At 42.0% G+C, this 21,386-nt stretch carries 25 protein-coding genes; 20 read left to right on the top strand and 5 right to left on the bottom strand.

Annotated features, from left to right (window positions below):
* The first annotated feature begins 46 nt into the window (after nucleotides 1–46).
* The 14 genes from ACFOZY_RS10885 (at nucleotide 47) to ACFOZY_RS10820 (ending at nucleotide 10,243) form a co-directional block, all read left to right on the top strand.
* Nucleotides 47–484 (top strand): hypothetical protein, encoded by a 438-nt coding sequence (locus ACFOZY_RS10885; RefSeq protein WP_378155309.1) that lies wholly within the window; start codon nucleotides 47–49, stop codon nucleotides 482–484.
* Between the two features lie 165 nt (nucleotides 485–649).
* Nucleotides 650–1,669, top strand: coding sequence for a hypothetical protein (locus ACFOZY_RS10880; protein WP_378155307.1), 1,020 nt, complete (start codon nucleotides 650–652; stop codon nucleotides 1,667–1,669).
* 27 nt (nucleotides 1,670–1,696) lie between these two features.
* Entirely contained in the window at nucleotides 1,697–2,809 is a 1,113-nt protein-coding gene (locus ACFOZY_RS10875) for a hypothetical protein (RefSeq protein ID WP_378155305.1), read from the top strand.
* Nucleotides 2,810–2,927: 118 nt separating this feature from the next.
* Nucleotides 2,928–4,202 carry a kynureninase gene (gene kynU / locus ACFOZY_RS10870; RefSeq protein ID WP_378155303.1) on the top strand — a complete coding sequence of 425 codons (1,275 nt, stop codon included), beginning with the start codon at nucleotides 2,928–2,930 and terminating at the stop codon, nucleotides 4,200–4,202.
* Nucleotides 4,202–4,831: an arylformamidase gene (gene kynB / locus ACFOZY_RS10865; protein WP_378155301.1), complete on the top strand. Its 630-nt coding sequence runs from the start codon at nucleotides 4,202–4,204 to the stop codon at nucleotides 4,829–4,831. The genes kynU and kynB overlap by 1 nt, the downstream gene beginning before the upstream one ends.
* A gap of 5 nt (nucleotides 4,832–4,836) precedes the next feature.
* A complete protein-coding gene (gene kynA / locus ACFOZY_RS10860; protein WP_378155299.1) occupies nucleotides 4,837–5,655 on the top strand; it encodes a tryptophan 2,3-dioxygenase in 819 nt (272 codons plus the stop codon).
* A gap of 22 nt (nucleotides 5,656–5,677) precedes the next feature.
* Nucleotides 5,678–6,031 carry a cupin gene (locus ACFOZY_RS10855; protein WP_378155297.1) on the top strand — a complete coding sequence of 118 codons (354 nt, stop codon included), beginning with the start codon at nucleotides 5,678–5,680 and terminating at the stop codon, nucleotides 6,029–6,031.
* Nucleotides 6,032–6,036: 5 nt separating this feature from the next.
* Entirely contained in the window at nucleotides 6,037–6,831 is a 795-nt protein-coding gene (locus ACFOZY_RS10850; RefSeq protein WP_378155295.1) for a helix-turn-helix domain-containing protein, read from the top strand.
* A 42-nt stretch (nucleotides 6,832–6,873) separates the two neighbouring features.
* Complete coding sequence (locus ACFOZY_RS10845) at nucleotides 6,874–7,236, top strand: VOC family protein (RefSeq protein ID WP_378155293.1); 363 nt, start codon at nucleotides 6,874–6,876, stop codon at nucleotides 7,234–7,236.
* Nucleotides 7,233–7,592 carry a VOC family protein gene (locus tag ACFOZY_RS10840; RefSeq protein WP_378155290.1) on the top strand — a complete coding sequence of 120 codons (360 nt, stop codon included), beginning with the start codon at nucleotides 7,233–7,235 and terminating at the stop codon, nucleotides 7,590–7,592. Before ACFOZY_RS10845 ends, ACFOZY_RS10840 begins: the two co-directional genes overlap by 4 nt.
* Before the next feature lie 15 nt (nucleotides 7,593–7,607).
* Nucleotides 7,608–8,093, top strand: coding sequence for an SRPBCC family protein (locus tag ACFOZY_RS10835; protein ID WP_378155287.1), 486 nt, complete (start codon nucleotides 7,608–7,610; stop codon nucleotides 8,091–8,093).
* A 1-nt stretch (nucleotide 8,094) separates the two neighbouring features.
* The gene (locus ACFOZY_RS10830) at nucleotides 8,095–8,400 is read left to right on the top strand and encodes a hypothetical protein (protein ID WP_378155285.1); all 306 of its coding nucleotides are present in this window, start codon (nucleotides 8,095–8,097) and stop codon (nucleotides 8,398–8,400) included.
* A 298-nt stretch (nucleotides 8,401–8,698) separates the two neighbouring features.
* Entirely contained in the window at nucleotides 8,699–9,190 is a 492-nt protein-coding gene (locus ACFOZY_RS10825; protein WP_378155283.1) for a hypothetical protein, read from the top strand.
* 18 nt (nucleotides 9,191–9,208) lie between these two features.
* Nucleotides 9,209–10,243, top strand: coding sequence for a hypothetical protein (locus ACFOZY_RS10820; protein WP_378155281.1), 1,035 nt, complete (start codon nucleotides 9,209–9,211; stop codon nucleotides 10,241–10,243).
* 87 nt (nucleotides 10,244–10,330) lie between these two features.
* Here the strand turns inward: ACFOZY_RS10820 and ACFOZY_RS10815 are convergent, their stop codons facing one another.
* Together ACFOZY_RS10815 and ACFOZY_RS10810 are read right to left on the bottom strand one after the other, a co-directional pair.
* Complete coding sequence (locus ACFOZY_RS10815) at nucleotides 10,331–10,690, bottom strand: VOC family protein (protein ID WP_378155279.1); 360 nt, start codon at nucleotides 10,688–10,690, stop codon at nucleotides 10,331–10,333.
* A gap of 27 nt (nucleotides 10,691–10,717) precedes the next feature.
* Entirely contained in the window at nucleotides 10,718–11,458 is a 741-nt protein-coding gene (locus ACFOZY_RS10810; RefSeq protein ID WP_378155278.1) for a MerR family transcriptional regulator, read from the bottom strand.
* 150 nt (nucleotides 11,459–11,608) lie between these two features.
* Between ACFOZY_RS10810 and ACFOZY_RS10805 the strand changes: the two genes are divergently transcribed.
* Entirely contained in the window at nucleotides 11,609–12,871 is a 1,263-nt protein-coding gene (locus tag ACFOZY_RS10805; protein ID WP_378155276.1) for an erythromycin esterase family protein, read from the top strand.
* A 31-nt stretch (nucleotides 12,872–12,902) separates the two neighbouring features.
* On the opposite strand, the gene ACFOZY_RS10800 is transcribed toward ACFOZY_RS10805, so the two are convergent.
* A complete protein-coding gene (locus ACFOZY_RS10800; protein ID WP_378155274.1) occupies nucleotides 12,903–13,142 on the bottom strand; it encodes a hypothetical protein in 240 nt (79 codons plus the stop codon).
* Nucleotides 13,143–13,269: 127 nt separating this feature from the next.
* Nucleotides 13,270–13,878 (bottom strand): DUF3298 and DUF4163 domain-containing protein, encoded by a 609-nt coding sequence (locus ACFOZY_RS10795; RefSeq protein ID WP_378155272.1) that lies wholly within the window; start codon nucleotides 13,876–13,878, stop codon nucleotides 13,270–13,272.
* Between the two features lie 143 nt (nucleotides 13,879–14,021).
* Here ACFOZY_RS10795 and ACFOZY_RS10790 point away from each other — a divergent pair, with 143 nt between their 5' ends.
* The 5 genes from ACFOZY_RS10790 to trhO all read left to right on the top strand — a co-directional run bounded on the left by ACFOZY_RS10790 (nucleotide 14,022) and on the right by trhO (nucleotide 18,451).
* Nucleotides 14,022–14,795, top strand: coding sequence for a transporter substrate-binding domain-containing protein (locus ACFOZY_RS10790; protein WP_378155270.1), 774 nt, complete (start codon nucleotides 14,022–14,024; stop codon nucleotides 14,793–14,795).
* Nucleotides 14,796–14,855: 60 nt separating this feature from the next.
* A complete protein-coding gene (locus ACFOZY_RS10785; protein WP_378155268.1) occupies nucleotides 14,856–15,500 on the top strand; it encodes an amino acid ABC transporter permease in 645 nt (214 codons plus the stop codon).
* Nucleotides 15,497–16,225 carry an amino acid ABC transporter ATP-binding protein gene (locus ACFOZY_RS10780; protein WP_378155266.1) on the top strand — a complete coding sequence of 243 codons (729 nt, stop codon included), beginning with the start codon at nucleotides 15,497–15,499 and terminating at the stop codon, nucleotides 16,223–16,225. Before ACFOZY_RS10785 ends, ACFOZY_RS10780 begins: the two co-directional genes overlap by 4 nt.
* A gap of 113 nt (nucleotides 16,226–16,338) precedes the next feature.
* The gene (gene cax / locus ACFOZY_RS10775; RefSeq protein WP_378155264.1) at nucleotides 16,339–17,394 is read left to right on the top strand and encodes a calcium/proton exchanger; all 1,056 of its coding nucleotides are present in this window, start codon (nucleotides 16,339–16,341) and stop codon (nucleotides 17,392–17,394) included.
* A gap of 82 nt (nucleotides 17,395–17,476) precedes the next feature.
* A complete protein-coding gene (gene trhO, locus ACFOZY_RS10770) occupies nucleotides 17,477–18,451 on the top strand; it encodes an oxygen-dependent tRNA uridine(34) hydroxylase TrhO (RefSeq protein ID WP_378155260.1) in 975 nt (324 codons plus the stop codon).
* Between the two features lie 115 nt (nucleotides 18,452–18,566).
* Here trhO and ACFOZY_RS10765 read toward each other — a convergent pair whose 3' ends face one another.
* Nucleotides 18,567–21,047 (bottom strand): S8 family peptidase, encoded by a 2,481-nt coding sequence (locus ACFOZY_RS10765; protein WP_378155258.1) that lies wholly within the window; start codon nucleotides 21,045–21,047, stop codon nucleotides 18,567–18,569.
* Nucleotides 21,048–21,386: the final 339 nt, after the last annotated feature.

Raw genomic sequence — 21,386 nt, 5'->3', positions numbered from 1 at the left:
TCGGTGGTAAAATGGAAGGAAGGTACACCTATTAGGGGGGAAATAAGTGTCTCATCTTTATCAGAAAAATACATTGGCAACTATACTTCGATGGGTCGGATCGGTTTTACTTATTCTAACAATTTTATTCGGAATTTTTTTCTACCCAATAATTCCGGCCGGTCTTATATGTGGTTTTTTATTGCTGGGAGTGGCAGAAGCTCTTAAACTCCTTCAAGGCATCTATAACCGGTTAGATCCGGAATTTGACGTAAATCTTGTGGCAAGCGATCCGCAAAGGGGAGCGGTTTCTAAGATTTACAATAATTTAGGCAAAACGGTTCTTTCTATTAAAGAGACGAAAATGCGTTTTCATTATTTAGTGGAAACAACAGAAGGAAAAGAAGTGGTGAATATCGGGTTCTTTGAGCCCCGGTTTATGACTGTAGAAGCTGCTGTTGAGCAGGGGATAATAGAGGGAAGCGAACAAGTGACTCATATTTGAAAGTGAAGTTGCTTAGGGGAGTAGAAGATTGTGTATACATATTAAACCTGTTACAAGTTTGTAACAGGTATTTCTTTTTGATTAAAAGACATGAAATGAAGTTTTGTTTACGTTGTTAGTGGAAAATAACCTTAGGCATTTTTAGAAGCGGGGAGGTGAAAAAAGGTGAATAAAATACAAATTGCTTTGCCGGCACTGATTTTATTTGTTCTATTCGCGCCTAATTTTGTGAGTGCAGATGGATTTGATGAATTGAAGACGATCGAATCTGTGGAAAAAACAGTTCAACAAGTAAAGGAAGCCGCGGATTCTACTACAAAAACAAGTAAGGACCAAGCTGAAGAATCCTCTTTGGCGAAGCCTATTACTAATACAGTCGAAACTGTATCAGAAGAAGTTGAAGAACCAACTATCAAAACAGAACCAATTTCAAAACCGGTCCAAAAAGTGATTGAGAAAACCAAAGGCACAGTTCAAGAAACGACAAAAAAGGTTGAAGAAACGGTTGTAAAACCGATTACAGAAAAAGTCGTTGAACCGGTCGTTAAACCGGCTGAAGAACAAACGAAGCCGATCGTGGAAAAGATCGTTGAACCAGTTAATGATACTATAGAAACAGTTGAAGAAGGAATTGGTGAATCTGAAACGATTGATGTTGTTGAAGACACTATTAGTAATACTGAGGAAAAGCTGGATGAAATACCGGTTGAACAGGTAGTGATGGAAGAGGAACAGCTTGATACGTCTGATGCTAACGGTTTAGATCAAGATGTGTCGACCAACAATCATGCTCGAGTTGAAGATTCTTATGTGACATCTACCATAGAATCTACCCCGATTATGAGGGAAGACACTTTTTCTCAGAATAGAAAGGGTTCGATTGAAAAGGATAGAGTTGTTAAACAAAGCCATCAACCAATTAACAAATTTCCTTTAAATGAAAATCCATCCTTTAATAATCAGGCAGTTACTGCTCAGACAATTCAAGTAGGCTCACCTTCAGCAACTAAAATCTTTAGTACAGACCTTGGAGTCTCTGCATACTTTGAATCCTTGAAAATGGATTTTGCAGCCGAAATTCGTTGGAGAAATCCTGAAGAGGCAGGCAAGAGTCAATGGAGCCATGCACCACCAGGCGAACCACCGAAGTCTCTCTCCTTTTTAAATGACGTAAACAATATTTAAAAAACATTTAAAAGGAGAGAATTATACATGAAAAAGAATTGGATGAAAATCGCAGGAGCTACTTTCGGATTGGCAGTTGCATTACAGTTTGCACCAACATTTGCTGACGCTGCTGAGGGGTCGTTTACTTCATCGGTTTCCGTTAAAACAAATTTTGAGAGCGATGTTCAGTTGAAGGAAACTGCAGATACTTTATTGAATGACGTGAAGACTGAGGTAACGGAAACGGCTGCTTTTGTGGAAGGTACTGCAAATGCCAAAGTTGAAGACTTGAAGGCGGAAGCTACCGAGTTGAAAGCTTCTGTTGAGGCAGGAACAAATGCTGCATTGAATGCAGCTTCTGAACAAGGTTCAGCAGATGTTGAAGCTACAGTAAACGGCACAACTGACTTAGCTACTGATGAAGTTGAAGCTACAGTTGAAGCTGATGGCTCAACAACAGCAGAAGCAACCTTAAACGGAGCGGCAACATTTGCTGCCGGAACAACAGCAGATGCCCAAGCGAATGTAAATGAAGCAGTGACTGAAACGTTCGATTTTGCGAAGGATGTAACAGTGGAAACGGAAGCTGAAGTTGAAACCGCAGTAGCCAATGCAACTAACTTTGTTACGGGTACTTCGGAAGAAGTGACAAATACAGCGAATTCAGTAGATGCATCTCTGAATGCAGATGTGACTGCAGAAGCAACTGTAGAAAGCTCAGTTGAATCTACCGGTGATTTAGCAGCAGATGTAACTGCCAACACTGCCAATTCTATTAGCCTTGAAGCAACTGAAGGATCGGTGAATACGCAAGCAGATTTAGGAACTGCTGTTGACGGTTCTGTAGAAGCTGTTTCAGACTTCACAGCAAATGCTAATGCTACTGCTGCAGGCGATGTGAATGTTGAGGCGGGACAAGCCTCTTTTGAAGGTGGCGCAAATGCAAATGCAGTTGTTGAATCATCTTCTGATACAGCATTGAATTCTGCCGAGACAGTGTCTGGTGCGTTTGACGCTGAAACTTCTGTTGAAGGTTCTGTAGATTCCGATTCATTTGAAGCAACTGGTAATTTTGAAACAACCGCTGGTGCCGATACGACTGCTGATCAAGTTTCAACAGAAGCGGAAGTAGAAGCGGCTGGTGAATTCTCGGCATAAATGGAAAAGCTGGAACTGCCCGAGCAGTTCCGGCTTTTTTATTTTCTGAGGATGGCGCGGTGATTTGCACTTGCGTTATGATGGTGATAACTGAATTTTCGGAACAGGGGGATGAGAAATGAATCAGCAATTAGGGGTAGAGAATGCACGCCGATTGGATCAAGAGGATGGCCTGTCGCGATATAAAGCTGAATTTCACATAAAGGAAGGCTCGATTTATATGGATGGCAATTCACTTGGGTTGCTTTCTAAAAGAGCAGAACAGTCCCTTTTACAGTTACTTGAGTCTTGGAAAGAACATGCCATTGACGGGTGGATGAAAGGGGAGCATCCATGGTTCAATCTGTCAGAAAGAGTAGGCAAGCAAATGGAGCCTTTGGTTGGGGGGAAGGATGGTGAAGTGATTGCTACCGGCTCAACAACGGTGAATCTTCACCAACTGACGGCTTCTTTTTATTCTCCCTCAGGGTCTCGTACAAAAATCTTAGCGGACGAATTGAATTTTCCTTCTGACTTATATGCTCTCCAGAGTCAAATTCGGTTAAAGGGGCTGAAACCCGAAGAGCATCTAAAGCTGGTAAAGAGCAGGGATGGCCGTTTTTTGGATGAAGAGGATATTGTTGATGCCATGACAGATGAAGTAGCTCTTATTGTGCTACCAGCAGTACTGTACCGGAGTGGTAAAATATTGGATATGGAGCGGCTGACAAAGGAAGCGCATAACAGAGGAATCCCGATCGGTTTCGATTTATGTCATTCCATTGGAACAATACCTCATAAGTTGCATGATTGGGGTACAGATTTTGCTTTTTGGTGCACTTATAAATATTTAAATGGCGGACCTGGCGCCACAGGCGGCTTGTTTATCCACGAAAAGCATTTCAAAAAGCAGCCAGGTCTCGGGGGATGGTTCGGTTCTGAAAAGGATAAACAATTCGACATGGATATTTCACCTACATACGCACAGGATGCTGGCGCATATCAAATTGGTACGCCGAATGTGTTCAGTTTGGCTCCACTTATTGGGTCTCTTGAACTTTTCAATGATGTTGGGATTGAACGTCTCCGCACAAAGTCGTTAAAACTGACGGCCTATATGATGGATTTGATTCAAAACGAATTAGAGGACTATGGGTTCACGATCGGTAACCCTAAGGATGAGTCGAGGGGTGGTCATATCTTTTTAGAACATCCCGAAGCTGCGAGGATTTGTAAAGCATTGAAGGCAGCAGGCGTTATTCCAGACTTCCGAAAGCCGAACGGTATCCGTTTAGCTCCGGCAGCCCTTTACAATTCATTTGAAGATGTATGGGAAACGGTACAGCGCTTGAAAACAATTATGGAGCATGAGCACTACAAGTTGTTTACAAATGAACGGGAGGTTATTGCGTAATGAGTGAGTGGATTGATATTACTCAGCCACTATATACAGGCATGCCGAGTTGGCCAGGTGATACGCCATTCGAGTTTGGTCTGTCAGCTGCAAAAGCGGAGAACGGTGTCGTGAACATTGGAAAGTTTACAACAACTACACATATTGGGACGCATGTCGATGCTCCCTTTCATTTCGACGATGAAGGTAAGAGAATAGCAGACTTAGATATTCATCTATATATCGGACGGACAATGTTGCTGGACGTAACAGGAAATAGCAGTGTTGGACGTACGGAACTTGAACAGCACGAATTAAAGGGAGCGGAGCGTATTTTGCTAAAAATGACTGGAGAAGGGTCGCCAGACAAGTTTCCTGAAATCATCCCTTATTTGCGGCCTGATATCGGACCGTTTTTGAAAGAAAAAGGGGTTAAGTTGATTGGAATCGATGTACCTTCTGTTGATCCGTTGGACAGTAAAACGCTTGATGCCCATCATTCGCTTCATCGGAATGGGGTAATGATTTTAGAGAATATCGTCCTACAGGATGTAGAGGTAGGGGAATATGAATTAGTTGCTCTTCCATTACGTATTGTAGGTGCGGATGGAAGTCCGGTAAGAGCTGTAATCCGAAAGATCGGAGGATGAAGGGAATGGATGAAAAGGGAATCCATACGGACTTTCTAAAGCGGATGACGTATGGGGAATATTTGAACTTGGACCAGGTGTTGAATAGCCAAGAACGGTTGTCCGAACATCATGATGAGATGTTGTTCATCGTCATTCATCAAGTGAAAGAGCTTTGGATGAAACTAATTTTACATGAACTGAATGCAGCTATTGCAGCTATTACAAAAGGTGAATTGCAGGAAGCATTCAAGATGCTGGCGAGGGTTTCAAAAATTCAGATGCAGTTAGTCCAAGCATGGGATGTGTTATCAACATTAACGCCTGCAGAATACATGGAATTCAGGGGGAGTTTGGGCCAGGCGTCAGGATTCCAGTCGTATCAGAATCGGATGATTGAATTTGCGTTAGGCTATAAACAAAGTCATATATTGAAAATCTATGAGAAGAATCCGGTTCTATTGTCTGAGCTTAAGAAGAGTTATGAAGCACCAAGCATATACGATGTATCGATCGAAGCACTTAGAAAAGAAGGATTCCCTATCAATCCTACTTTAACCGACCGAGATTTCACGCAAACATATCAAGGTGATCCTACTGTGGCAGACGCATGGCTTGAGGTATACAGGGATGTCAGCAAATATTGGGATTTATATCAGTTAGCCGAGAAGTTAGTGGATATCGAGGACAGTCACCAGCAATGGCGATTCCGTCATATGAAAACAGTAGAACGGATCATTGGCCATAAAACTGGCACAGGGGGTTCATCCGGTGTCGGGTACTTGAAAAAGGTGTTGGATCACCGCTTCTTCCCAGAGCTTTGGGATGTAAGGACGAAACTGTGACGATCAGAAATAAGGGTGAAGAATGAAGATATTCAAGTTTGATGCCGGTGTCGGCCAGCCGATTACAATGTATGATTCGAATTTCATCATGTCAAGGATTGCTATGACTGAAAAGCCTGCCCGAATCGGATGTATGTATTTGAGAAACAATGGGGTCGTTGGTTATCACGAGGCAACCGTCCCGCAATTATTGTTAATTGTGTCAGGAGAAGGCTGGGTATCGGGCAAGGAAGGTGAAAAGACACATATTACTCAAGGAGAAGCAGCTTTCTGGGAGCGTGGGGAAGGACATGAAACGACAACAGACAGTGGTTTGACTGCAATCGTAATTGAATCAGAGGAGTTGGAACCGGAGAGGTTCCTTAAAAGGAGATAATTATCGTGTCGTCTAACACGCTCTATGAAACCATTGTCGAAGAAGCCATTGACTATATGAAGCGAAATCTGGACCGGGAACTGACTACAGAAGAAGTAGCACGGGCAGTCGGCTATAGCGAGTCCCATTTCATCCGTGTATTCAAAGAAGTGACCGGGATTTCACCAAGACACTTCCTTTCAGCCCTACGGATTGAGGAAGGGAAGAAAAAACTCTTACAGCCGGACGGCTCGCTCCTCAAAGTAGTCCTATCACTCGGATTTTTAAGTGTTGGCTCTTTCGGTAGCAGGTTTAAGCAAACAGTCGGCGTGAGCCCAGTTAAATTCCGAAAGACTAGTGAAAAGCTGGCAGAAAATCTGATGTTGGAAAAGGAACTGAGTAACCAGGAAGAGGCAGCGGTTTCATCTATTTCCTGTACGGTCCATTATCCCAAGTCATTTAAAGGGGTCATTTTCGTTGGAGTGTTTCCGCGTCCGATTCCAGACCAACGACCGATCAAAGGTACAGCATTCAAAAATGGAAGACATGAGTGTTCATTCGCGGATATCCCGGTGGGCGACTATTATATTTTAGCTGCGGGAATTCCTTGGAGCATGAATCCCAAAACTTATTTTCTGTTGGAAAATAGTTTGCGTGGAAAAACTGAAAATCCGATACATATTGAGAAGGATACTAAGATAGCAGTGGAACTTTTCTTAAGAGAACCCCTCCCCTATGATCCACCGATCTTGGTGAATCTTCCGATGCTATTCCTTGAAAGTCAAAATAGCAATGTAGAAGAAAAAATAGAGAAACGGTAAGCCTATAATTTTGTTAGAACTATTTTTTGAGGGGGGAAGTAAATGTTTCGCGAGATGACAATTCAATTTCGGGTGTCTTCATTCCAGGAAGGGTTGAAATGGTATGAAGCAGTACTCGGGAGACCTGCGGATTTTAGTCCGCATGAAGGGTTCGCGGAATGGGAACTAATTCCGAATAGCTGGCTGCAGATAGCTGAAGGAAAGGTTGCGACTGGAAGCGGACCAATTCGTGTCTGTGTCGGTGATATGGAAAAGGAACTGGCACGGCTTGAGGTAGAACTGGGAGTAAAAGATGTAGAAGTTTTTTCACGGGTTGAAGTTCCGGTCAAATGGTGTACGTTCAGTGACTCTTGGGGAAATCAATTTGGTTATTTTCAATACAAACAGAAGGGGATGGAGAAATGAGTCAAATATGTGTAGTCGGGATATATGTACCTGAATTAGAGAAAGCAATCGCTTTTTACCGTGATATTTTAGGATTTGAAGTAGAGAAAGAATATGGGAAAACCATCGTTTCTTTGAAACATGGAGACCTTCCTTTAATACTGGAACAATCAAATGAGGCCAAAATCAAATCGGAAAACGGTGTATCGGGAGTAGTACTAACCTTCTCGACAACAGACATCAATGAGACGCTTCAGTATCTAAATAGTAAGGATGTTGACGTGCTTTCAACCGAACCAGAAGATTGCCCGCCTGGTAAGTTCATCCGATTCAAAGATCCATTCGGCAATATTCTTGAATATCTACAATTTGTGTAAAAGGGGATGAATCTTATGCAATCCATAGTAGGTAAAGTCTCGAAAGAAGTACTTATTTCAGCACCGATCGATTTAGTTTGGTATGCGTGGACAATCTCTGAACGTGTGTCCGAGTGGTTTGCACCACAAGCAATTGTTGATCCCCATGAAGGTGGGGCGTATGAACTTTACTTCATACCGGGTAATACAGACATGATGAACACGAAAGGATGCAAAATCACTCAGTTAAAACGGGAAGAACAACTTCAATTCACTTGGAAAGGTCCGGATCAATTTGCTAACCTAATGAATGATGAGGAGCGACTAACTGTAGTTAAGGTTGAGTTCAATAAAATCGATGAAAAGACAAGCAGGGTAGTCATTGAACATTCCGGTTTCCAAGAGGGTGATCAATGGAAAGAAGCGATTGAATGGCACAAAATGGCGTGGAACGGTGTACTGGATAGTCTGAAAACTGCACTTGAAAAAGGGGAAGGCAATCTTTGCTGCCGACCGAAGTGATATGTATATAAAAGTATATTCTTATCACGTCCGTCCAGACAAAGTAGAGAAGTATATCAAGATTCAACAAATGGCCGACAGTATTTATTCGGAATATGTAGAGAAAACAACCCTTCACTTAAATTGTATCGAAGATTCTACGAAATGGACGGAAATACATCAATACGCAAGTGAGGAAGCTTATCAGCAAGCTATGGAGAAAATCAATGCCCATTTGGCAATAAATGAACTGTATGAAGCTTTCCGAGAAGTGTTAATTAAAGACAGTGAAATAACAGAAGAGAATTATAGATTAATCGACATTTAAAACGTAAGAAGCCTCCTCAGACGAATGAGGAGGCTTTTACTTTAGGTTGCCCTCTATGAACACTACCTCATAACCAACTTTCTATATTTCAAAAACTTAAAAAAGATAAAAGTAGTGATATTTCAAATCTCATAGTAAAAATGTATTATTGCCGCAATAATGTATAAGTTTTTTTAAAGATTTCTATACCTTTTGTATCAATTTCATTCTTTACCCTAAAAAAAGATAGTTTAACCCCCTTAAATCTATTATTTTTAACGTATCGTATATTGTCGAATTTGATAGATGAGGTGACGTTGTGCAACGACTAAGTATAATTCTTGTAATTCTCGCTATTTTAGCAGCAGGCTGTGGAAAGGAGGAAGCGCCGCAAGCAGATGAACAAAAAGGGAGTCAGTCAGAAGAAACTGTGTTGTATGTAAACCCTGAACAAGGGATTGAAATTACAAATGGTGAAGGCTGGACTAAAAAGGAAGAGATTTCTGAACCCTTTAACGTACGTTTTGAAAATGAAAAGGCAACCGTGATCATCACCATGATTTCTAATAAGAAATCTGTTGATGAAATTAAGGACGAGCTTATTTCCGGTGCTGGGGAAGTGACCATCCTCGAAGAGGAGGATCATTCTGTTTCATTCCAGACTAAGCGCAAGGAAAGCATCCGTAGTGATGTATTTATTGAACGGTCTGACGAAGAAAGCCGAGTGATCATCTTCATGACACCTGCTGGAGAATACGAGAATAACAAGGCCAAATTCGACGAGTTCAAAGAGAATATTCATTTTGAGTAGAGAAAGGATGGATTGAGAATGAAAAAAGTAGTATCTGGTGTATTACTAGCAGGAACGTTATTCGCTGGAAGTAATGTAATGGCTGAGGAGGTAGTACCAACAGTTGATCTGAACTCTGAGTTGTTCCAAACGAAAGAGTTAATGGAAGCTGGTGAGTATTCTCTAACTGAAAGCCTAATTGAAAAAGCATTGCTTTCCGATGAAAATGCGGAAGAAAGCCTTGAGGAAGTAGAAGTTGCTTTAAACGAGGGTAACATTGACGCGCTATTAGCTGCGATCGATAAGATGATTTCATCTTTGGAAGATATTCAAGTAGTTTTAGAGGAAGCAAAAGCTGATGCTACAGAAGAACCTGTAGTTGAAGAAGAGCCTGCAACTGAAGAAGATTCAGAGGATGCAACTGAAGAAGAAACAGAAGGAACTGAAGAATCCACTGAAGAAGAGGCAACTCCTGAAGAAGACGTAGCGGTTGAAGACGAAGATGGAACAGTTACAGAAGAAGAAGTCGAAGAAGTTGAAGAAGAATTAGCTGAAAAAGCATCGAAGCGTGGAGAAAACCTACGTTGGATGTTGGAAAATAAAGACCTTCCTGCACCAGCAAAAGCTGGAATTGCTAAAGCTATTGCAAACCAAGAACGTGCTTGGGCAAAACAATTAGCTAATGATGAAGATGAAGTGACTGAAGAAGAAACAACTGAAACACCAGTAGTAGAAGCGCCAGAAGCACCTGAAGTTGAAACTCCGGAAGAAGAAGCACCTGAAGTTGAAGCTCCAGAAGTTGAAGAGCCAACTGAAGAAGCTCCTGTTGTAACGAAAGAAGAGAAGAAAGCAGAACAAGCAGCTGCAAAAGCAGAGCGTGAAGCAGCAAAAGCTGAAGAAAAAGCTGCAAAAGAAGAAGCAAAAGCAAAAGCTGCAGAAGAGCGTGAAGCCGCTAAAGCAGAACGTGAAGAAAAGCGCGAAGAGGCAAAAGCAGAACGTGAAGCTGCTAAAGAAGAACGTAATGCAGCTAAAGAAGAGCGTAAAGCTGAAAAGAAAAACGGCAAAGGCGAATAATGCCATAACAAGTCAACGAGCAGAGGGAACTCTGCTCGTTTCTTTAATCTATAAATATTACATTTACTCCGGTTGCAATGAATCCATTCATTTTCCAACTAAGACAAAGACATTTCCATCGGGTGCCTTCATCACCGCGACATGCCCACCTAAAGAATTTGGGAACGGCGTGCGGATCCATTGAATTTCCGGGTTATCCTTTAAAACATCATAGGTAACCCTAACATCTTCAACGACAATTTCTGTTTCCGCAAAGTTTAGGTTTGGGTTGTTTTTTAGTACCAGCTCGGAATCGCCCCCGGGGAATCGTAGTCCTATTAGTTTATAATGATTTTCCTCGTCCTGAAAGGCTTCCCATGCTTTGGATAGCCCCAATGATTGATAAAAATCTACTGACTTTTCAATATCATCAGTGTAGATTGCAAGACACTCTATTTTTTTCCACATCCATCATTCCCCCTTACTTCTGAAGATTTAACGAATCGGCACCCAAATTTCAATTTCATCAACTGTCGAGCCTATTGGATGAATATATCGTTCAAAATCGGGGGCATCCCGGAATTCGAGGTCATCCATTTTGGTGATGTAATCGAAAGTTGTCGGGATATTGGGGATTCCTCCATCCACTTTTGCGACAACGTAACGTCCACCTTCAATCTCAACATCTTGTAAATCGGTTCGCCGCCATAATTCTCTTTCATAGGCTGCTACGTAATGAACTTGTTGTCCGTCACCCGATAAACATACACCAAAAGACTGTTCAGCCGGGCTTTTCAAATTTGAATATTCGTTGTTTAGATCAACCCATACTTGTGGGATCTCTTTCACCAAGCCTTTGTGTTCAAAGCCGCTAACGATAAACGGTTCAATTGTTTCAAATCTGATGTCCATCTCTTCTTCTCCTTTGCCTAATTGGTATATAATTTGCCCTTTCATTTCCTCAAGAGCTGAAATTTCCACCTCTATGGCAGTTAGCCGGGACTTCAAAATATGCTTCATGCCTGTCTTGTCCATCTCTTTTATATCGTTCAATGAAACACCGAAACTTCTAAGCAGGCATATTTGCTGCAGTCTTTGCTGTTGGGCGTATGCATAGTAGCGGTAACCGTTGTCTGGGTTGACATATGCCGGCTGGAGCAAGCCGACTTCTTCATAGTGTTTGATTGTTTTTGATGTAATTCCGAAAAGCCTTGCCATTCTTCCAATTGATAGCACCTGATCCCCTCCCTTGCTTTAAGAATAAAGGTATCCGTAGGGGATGAGTCAACTAGTGATTTTTGTTTGATCTGTTTAACTCTTGTCCATCCTCCGTTTTTACAGCAGATCCTTGGGTAAGCTATGGATATAGAAGGGAGCGGACACAAGATGACCAGAAAACTCATTGCTGCCATTCAAGAACAATCGGTTCCATTACAGAATGGAGGCTTGGAGAGACTACTCGACTCGATTGGGGAAGCAAATATCGTTATGATCGGAGAGGCTTCTCACGGAACATCAGAGTTCTACAAAGTCCGTGCTGAGCTATCCAAAAGACTCATTACTGAAAAAGGATTTACTGTCATAGCTGTTGAAGGCGATTGGCCATCGGTACAGTCAGTAAACCAATACGTGAAAGGTTATGGAGAAGAAGGTTCAGCTGCCAGAAATGTACTCCTAAAATCCTTTAACCGCTGGCCGACGTGGATGTGGGCCAATGAAGAAGTCGAGGGCTTTGTTGAGTGGCTAAAAACATATAATGACGGAAAGCGAAAGGAATTTAAAACCGGATTCTACGGAATTGATATGTACAGTCTCTACGAATCCATCGATGAAGTATTGAACTTTTTGTCAGACAATAAAAAATATGAAGTGGACTTAGAGTTGGCGAGAAAGGCATTTTCCTGTTTTGAACCATATAACCGGATGCCCGAGCACTATGCTCTATCGACGGCTCACTTCACAGCAGAATGTATTAGTGAAGTTTCTACGTTATTAACTTCATTACGCAAGAATGAGGAGCTGTACTCGACCAACCATGAAGAAGATTTGAATGTGGTAATGAATGCAATGGTGGCCAAAAATGCTGAGGCTTACTATCGTGAGATGCTTCAGGATGATGCCATCTCATGGAATACGAGAGATATGCACATGGTCGAAGCGATCAATGAATTGATTCGCTATCATGGTGAAGGGACAAAGATCATTATTTGGGAACATAACACACATATAGGTGATGCATCAGCAACATCCATGAAGGATGAGGGCATGATCAATGTGGGACAGCTAATTCGCGAACAATATGGTAAAGACAACACATATGCTGTCGGTTTCGGAACGTACAAAGGAACTGTCATAGCAGCCGATAATTGGGGAGAACCAACCGAAATCATGGAGGTCCCTGCTTCCAAGCTGAGTACGTGGGAAGGACAAATGCATGCAGCTGGAGAGGAAGACAAAGTATTAATCTTTACGGAAGAAAACAGGCATCTTTTTAATAGCACAATCGGCCATCGAGCAATTGGTGTCGTTTACAATCCGGAATTTGAGGCTTATGGAAACTATGTCCCTTCCGAAGTAGGAAACCGCTATGATGGGTTTATATACATTGATCAATCGACTGCTTTGCATCCACTAAAAGATGAAGTATAGCTCATTGCTGATTCGAAAAACACACCACCGATTACTTCGGTGGTGTGTTTTGATCTTGTAGGAAAGCCCGTTCAATTGCATATAAAGTTGAGTCGATATCCTCGAATATTAAGGAATTCGCCTCTCTAAAGTTATTTATTTTAAACTGCCGATGAACATAGCATACATCTAAAAAAGGTAAATTATGCTGATCTTTAAATGTTAGTGTGATGTCACAGTTGTTATATTGCTCTAACGTATGAAGTGAAGTTAATGTGTTATTGGTTGTCATCTGACATCCCCCCTCTCATTATTAAAGGGAGGTGACTAAGAGAAGTCTCGTAGTTCCCAATGAATGCAAGTATAACATGAAATCCTGTCAAAAAGATAGGGTATTTCCAAAATAATACAGCCGAAGTCTATGTGAAAGGTAATAGTCGGTCAAGCGGCCCTTCTGGTTTTATAATGTCTTGTAGACCCCAAAGTGCAATCGGGAAATATGGGAAACCAGCCACATATGGGGAGATTTCATAGAGTTGGAAGTAAAGAACGATGGAATGGTCGGCGAGATAAAAATCCTGATTTGGGCGGATGCCTTTGAACTCATCGAGTAAAGGAGTCTCCCATTTTTTGATCTTTTCTCCTACGAGATCAGAGAGCTTTTGGATATAGTTGCTGTCAGCCTTGAATAAGCTTGCGAGTGTGTAAGATTCTCCTGTACGAGTATCAAAGGTAAGTGATTTGACAATCGTCATGCCATGAGCGCCTCCTGTAAAGGAGTACGTAATAAGTGAGAGGCTAAGGATATTCCGTTCATTGGTCTTAATCTCAAAATAACTGAGCAGCTCGACTAAGCTGCTTTCAAAATACCCGAGTTCAATTAAAATCTTGTTCAAAACTGCAACGATTTCATTATTAATCTTGTTTTGTACACGAGCATTTCGCAGATTTACAACCGGTATGTAAATCTTAATGTCCGGTTTTGCTTTTTGTATAAATCGATATGAAATTGGAACAGGTACGTTCAAACTTTTTCACCTCCAGGGTCGAATGATGACAGTATATGAAACAAATGGAAGGGATATGTTGTTTCACATCAATTGTTAGAAGAGTGTTATTAATGTATACTTATTTATAGTTTAGTAAATTCAGATAACAAGGGGGATGAAAGATGAAGAAAATTAGTTTGCTTTTAGTTGCTGCGATGCTTGTCCTGTTCTTAGCGGCATGTGGCACAGATTCAAGTAATGGCAGTGGCGGAGATGGGGAAGGTACAGTATACAAAGTCGGAATCGACACGACATACCCACCGTTCGAATATGAAGAGAACGGTGAATATCACGGAATCGATATCGATCTGTTTACAGCAATCGCTGAAAATCAAGGATTTGAATTTGAATTCGATGCTATGGATTTCGGGGGCATCATCCCGGCGATGGAAGCTGGACAGCTTGACGTTGCCATTGCAGGTATGAGTATTACCGATGAACGTAAGAAAGTGGTCGATTTTTCAGATCCATATTTTGATGCAGGTATTACACTTGTTGTAAATAAAGACAACGATGATATCGAATCAGTAGAGGATCTGGAAGGAAAAACAGTTGCAGTTAAGAATGGTACGACAGGGGCAAAGTTTGCAATGGACAATGCCGATAAATATGGATATGAAATTGTACAGTTCGATGATAGCCCGGCAATGTTCCAGGAAGTATCAAATGGGAACGCGGATGCTTTGTTAGAGGATTATCCGGTAATCGCCTACGCAATTGCCCAAGATAATTTAGATTTGAAAATTGTCGGTGATCGTTTGAACGGTGACCAATATGGTATAGCGGTTATTAAAGGTGAAAATCAAGATCTTTTAGAAAAGATCAACGCTGGCCTCCAAGAACTTCGTGATAGTGGCGAATACGACAAAATCGTTAATAAGTATCTTGGAGAATGAATAAATTCAGAAATATAGCGTGGATATGCCACGCTATATTTTTTTAAAGGAAGTGAAATAGTGGAAAATATTACGAATGCCATTCCGTTTCTTCTTGACGGACTAAAAGTCACCATCTACATATTTTTCTTTGCAGTAATTTTAGGATTTATCTTCGGTTTAATTACAGCATTTTTTAGACTATCTCCTATTAAACCGCTTCAATGGATTGCGAAGATTTTCGTTGACGCTATTCGCGGTACTCCTTTTATCGTTCAATTGTTCTTTATCTATTTTGGGTTGAACTCATTAGATTTTATATCATTAGACAGGACATTAGCAGGGATATTAACAGTTGCAATTAACGCTGGGGCATACTTCTCTGAAATTATTCGTGCCGGAATCCAGTCTATTGACAAAGGGCAGACCGAGGCTTCCCGTTCTCTTGGTTTGAACAGTACGCAGACAATGCAACACGTTGTCCTTCCACAGGCTTTCCGCCGTATGTTGCCTGCTATTACAAACCAATCCATTATTAGTTTGAAAGACACATCTTTACTTTCCATCATCGGAGTAGCGGATATTGTACAAAGAGGTAAAGTACAGGCAAGTGCGACATTCGACCATTTCAATATTTGGCTAACCGTCGGGATTATGTACTTCATAATCATCTACTTGCTGTCACTTCTTTCAAGCTACTTTGAAAGGAGGTTTACACTTCGATGAGCATGATAAAAGTTGATAATCTTAAAAAGTCATTTGGGAAGCTGGAAGTCCTGAAAGATATTAATGCAGAAATTAAGGAAAGGGAAGTGGTTTGTGTTATTGGTCCTTCCGGTTCAGGGAAAAGTACATTTCTCCGATGTTTGAATCGCTTGGAGGATATCACAGGCGGACACGTAATTGTGGACGGACAGGACATTACCGATCCGAAACTCGATATAAATGCGGTTCGACAAAATGTGGGGATGGTGTTCCAACAATTTAACCTTTTTCCACATATGACGGTACTTGAAAATATCACCTTGGCTCCTAATAAGTTAAAGAAAGCTGATAAGGCTGCCAATGAGAAAAAAGCTCTCGAGTTGTTAGAAAAGGTCGGCTTAAGCGATAAGGCAAAGGCTTATCCAGCTGAGCTTTCTGGCGGACAACAGCAGCGTGTGGCCATTGCCCGTGCATTAGCCATGAATCCAAAAATCATGCTGTTCGATGAGCCTACATCGGCTCTTGACCCTGAAATGGTCGGCGATGTATTAGATGTTATGAAACAACTTGCCGATGAAGGGATGACAATGGTCGTCGTCACACACGAAATGGGCTTTGCCCGTGAGGTTGGTGACCGTGTCATCTTCATGGATGGCGGGTATATCGTTGAGGAAAATGTACCAGCTGAATTGTTTGGAAATCCTCAAGAGGATCGCACAAAGTTATTCTTGAGCAAAATTTTATAAATGTTATATAAAAAGATTGCCCGCATTTTTTGTGGGCAATCTTTTTAGTCTGTGATGAATTCGAAGCGAGATGGGTAATGATAAAGGAGAAAGAGAGTGGAAAGGGTGTTTTCATGGATCGAATATTCTTTATCGCGGTGCTTGTCGGTGTACCGCTAACGATTGCGGGATCTTTCTTGCATTGGTCCAGTATTCTTATGTTTATCATTTGTGCTTTAACAGTTGTAGCGCTTTCCGGTTTCATGGGCCGAGCGACTGAAAGCTTGGCTATTGTTATGGGACCAAGGATTGGCGGCTTGTTGAATGCAACATTCGGAAATGCGGTTGAATTGATCATCGCCATTTTTTCTTTAAAAGCAGGTCTTGTGGGTGTAGTGTTAGCTTCCCTCACAGGTTCTGTTTTGGGAAATCTTTTACTGGTGTGCGGTTTGTCCTTCTTTTTAGGCGGCATTAAGTTCAAAAGACAAAAGTTTAATGTTTATGATGCACGACACAACTCGGGATTATTAATCTTTGCGGTAGTTGTGGCCTTTGTAATTCCTGAGATATTTTCAATGAAAATGACCGAACAGGAAACCTTAAGTCTTAGTATTGGAATTTCAATCATTATGATCCTCCTTTACCTCGCGGGTCTGTTCTTTAAATTAGTTACTCACCGAGGGGTGTATATAACAAATAATGAGGAAAGGCAGAAAGAGGAAGAGGAGCCGGAATGGTCTAAAAAGAAAGCGATCATTGTGTTAGTTCTTTCAACGTTAGCGGTGGCATACGTCTCTGAAAATCTCGTCCATACATTTGAAGCGGTTGGTACAAAGTTTGGCTGGACTGAGCTGTTCATAGGGGTGATTATCGTAGCGATTGTCGGAAACGCAGCCGAACATGCCTCCGCCTTGATTATGGCAGTGAAGAACAAAATGGATGTCGCTATCGAAATCGCGATTGGCTCTACTCTACAGGTAGCGATGTTCGTTGCACCTCTATTAGTGCTCATCTCTCTATTCATGACGACGAAGATGCCACTTGTCTTTACGATTCCCGAGCTGGTGGCAATGGTGACAGCAGTATTCCTGGCAATCATGGTTACAAATGACGGGGAATCCAACTGGTTTGAAGGCATTACATTAATTGCAGCGTATCTTATTATGGGAATTGGATTTTATTTACTTTAGGCAATAAAATCCATTGATTCGTATCAATGAAATTGCTATATTTGTAAAGTATGCATTTTTTAAATAGAAGGAGGATGTAGATATGTCTGCAACATATACACATCAGGTTTTACTGTATTACAAGTATGTACCAATTGAAGATCCAGAGACTTTTGCTGCTGAACACTTGGAAAAGTGTAAAGAGCTTGGGTTGAAGGGCCGTATTTTGGTTGGTCAAGAAGGAATTAACGGAACATGTTCCGGTACAATTGAGGCAACAAATGCTTATATGGAAATGATGAGAGCAGATGAGCGTTTTGCCGACATAGTATTCAAAGTAGATGAAGCGAATGGACATGCTTTCAAGAAGATGCATGTTCGTCCTCGTAAAGAAATTGTTCATTTCGGTCTCGAAGAAGATATCAATCCGAATGAATTAACAGGTAACTACCTGGAGCCTAAAGAGTTCTTTGAAGCTCTTCAAAGTGAAGATACAGTTGTAATTGATGCCCGTAATGATTATGAGTTTGACTTAGGCCATTTCCGCGGTGCCGTTAGACCGGATATTAAAACGTTCCGTGATCTTCCGGAATGGATCCGTGACAACAAGGAAATGTTCCAAGGCAAGAAAATTTTGACGTACTGCACAGGTGGAATCCGTTGTGAGAAATTCTCAGGTTGGTTGAAGCGTGAAGGTTTCGAAGATGTTAACCAGCTTCATGGGGGTATTGTCATGTACGGTAAAGATCCACAGGTACAAGGCCAACTTTGGGACGGATCCCTTTACGTATTTGACGAGCGGATCTCTGTGCCGGTCAACCGTGTAGAACACGTGGTTGTCGGGAAAGATCACTTCACCGGTGAATCTTGCGAACGCTACGTGAACTGTGCAAATCCAGAGTGCAATGAAAAAATCATTTGTTCGGAAGAGAACGAGAAACTCTATATGCGCAGCTGTTCTGATGAGTGCCGTGTGCACCCTCGTAACCGTTACATCATTGAACATAAGATGACGGAAGAAGAAGTACAAGAGCGCCTGGCTGAGATTGAACGTGTTCGCTCTGCTCAAACTGTATAAGTAATGGTGAAAGCCGGAATGAGAGATTTAGAACCTCTTCGTTCCGGCTTTTTTGCGTGCAAGTTAATAAGAGAAGCTTTTGTCAGCTGCATTTAGCTGACAAAAGCTTCTCGTTTTAGTTAAACGCGTTATAGAATCGGCTGATTGCTACAGCGTATTCGCCTCTCGTCACTTTCTGAGATGGATTGAATTTAGCCGTGACTGTCGGGAATAAGTCAAAGGCACCTTGCGTAACACCGAAATGTGCATTCAAGATGTTCAAATCGAGAGCAACTTGAACATATCCTTTTAGATGATCAGGGATATTTGCTTGATCACTGATCACGACCCTTTGGTCATTGTAAAGAACAGTCACATCTCCTGAATGCGCTTTTGCTTTCTCTTCCAATCCTAAACTTTGAACGAGTGAGTATGCTAATTCTGCCTTCGTCACTACATCTTTCGGAGCAAATTTGCCGTTTGCCCGTTCCAGCATGACACCTGCAGCAGTTTGTTTGAAGTCCTTGAATGCTGCGCCTTTTGCAGTAACCGCTTCAGCATTTGCTCTTTGATATGATTTCACATCGCTATACTTTGGTGAAGTATTTAATGCTTGACGAATTTCTGCACCCATCACCAAGTATTGGGCCAAATCTCCGCGGGTCAAATAAGAATCCGGGCGATAGTTCCCGTCAGAATAGCCATCTACTAACCGTTCTGCGACTGCCAGTTTAATCGCATCTTCAGCTGCATGGCCGGCAATATCCTTTAGGCCAACCGCGTCACCTGCTTGAAGGAATGTTAGTGTACCGTTTACTGTCTCAGGAAGTCCAATCGGAAGCGGGTTTTGCTCGGCACCTTTTAAGCCGCGTATTTCAGCAGTCCATATTCCTGCAGCAGGGGAAGGGACTGACACTGTACGGTCAAAATAGAGAGGAAACAGCAGGCTGACTCCTGAACTATATTCCGTTCCATCCGGTGCGATCAATACGAGATTCAATGTGTTTCCGGTCGTTTCTAATAGTCCAGCCGCATCAATTCTCGCAACCATTCCGTTTGTTCCTGCTACCACCTCAAATTGATGCTTATTCGCCGAAATGAGTGTAAGCGGATTGTAGTCAACGGAAAAGTCTGACACGACATGATTCGTCTCAACTGAACTATTGAATGTTTGATTCAAGTTTAATGTTGTACCGTATTCTTTTCCGAAAATAATATTCTCCAATGCCGCATAAGCATTTACATAGCCTGCTCCAACTTCCCAGCTTTCATAACCAGGCATGTTTGTAGCGGTTGCTTGCAAGATGGACTTTATTTCATCCGGTGATAGAGTCGGATCGGCTTCGAGCATTAACGCCACGATACCAGCCACATGAGGGGTTGCCATAGAAGTACCGCTCATTACCGTATAGTACGGCAGGTAACCTGTTTCAATCATTTCCGCGTCCGTATCAGGGCTCAACGAAGTAAGTGGTGATACCGTACGAGTTGAAATAATATCAACACCCGGAGCGGTCAACGTCGGGCGATCCTCCCACGTCCAAGTCTGTCCGTCCATTTCAAATGTTCCCCCGACACCTTTCGTGCCACGTGAGGAGAAATCGGCCAATGTACCATCTTTTTCGCCGGCAGCTACTGAAATGACCCACGGAGCTTTAGCGTAAGGATTATGGGTATTATCACCAGGGCCTTCATTTCCAGCCGCAAATAAAACTGTAATGCCCCTGTCAAAGGCTTTCTTACTTGCGATGTTGATCGGGTCAAATGGATCGAAGTCTCCTGAAGATCCCCAAGAATTTGTGATAACGCGTATATTATATTCGTTCTGGTGTGTAATGGCGTAGTCGAATCCGCCGATACCATCCAGGACGAATAATGTTGCACCGGAACCATAGCCAATCAGGTCAGCACCTGGCGCAGCTCCTTCATATTTACCACCTGACATGGCTCCTGTACCGCCGACTGTTCCTGCTACATGTGTTCCATGGCCGGAGTTCGTGTCTGTATTCGGTACATTCTCCAAATAGGAAATTGGGAGGAGGGAGCTAACGGCATTCAAATTAGTAGAACCTAAAACGTTTTGAACTAAATTGCTGCCGTACTCATGGTCCTTGTGAGTACCATCTACACCGCTGTCATTGACAACTACGCCGACGTTTTTGCCAGTGAATGGGAACCCACCGTTTGCCTGTTGCATGTCACGGTCAGTACGAACTTTGTCAACGCCTGTAATGGTTGTTGCATCTGCATTGTAGTAGTCCAATTGTTTGTTCAAATAAATGGAAAGTACTTGGTCGTTTGAGGCAAGTTGTTCAATTTGTGTTTTTGTTGCAACTACACCCGCCATTGGCAAGGAATTTAAAGAGATTCCCTTTGTTATACCTAAGCTGGATAAGAGGTCCAAGTTTTGGTTTGTTGGGGCAGCATCTCCTTTAAATGTAACGATTACCTCAAGAGAACCTGTTACATCCTTGAAAGCTTGTTGAAGATCTTCACCGATTCTTGCCCCGTCAAGGTTTAGGTCGGTTTCACCGATTGCATGACCGGTTCCGACCTGTCCGAAAAGAAGAGGGAAGACCAACAGAAATGTCAGTAACGTACGGATTCTAATTTTCATTTTTTATCCTCCTAATACTGAAATACTTACTCCCTTTATTATCATGAAAATTCTCTTCAACTCCTATTCTGCGAACGATATATTTTGAGCCTCTAAATAGACTATTTTTCACTACTACCATAGTAGTAGGGGACACCTAACAGTTGTTTCACATAAAAAAGTGCTTAGCAGACTGTAGACAAAGTCAATTAAAAGTGAATAAAGATGTATATGAAATTTGCGGTGACCGCCACTTCGCTTTCCGTGGGCTTAGGCCAACAGGAAGTTGGTCACAAAGGCGTTGCCGCAGGACGCGGCGCACTTAGACTTTGTTCAATAACTAACGTCACTGATGTGACT

The organism is Chungangia koreensis (genome assembly GCF_042651785.1).
Lineage (GTDB): Bacteria > Bacillota > Bacilli > Bacillales_A > Planococcaceae > Chungangia > Chungangia koreensis.
This window is presented reverse-complemented; position numbering and strand designations above follow the sequence as displayed.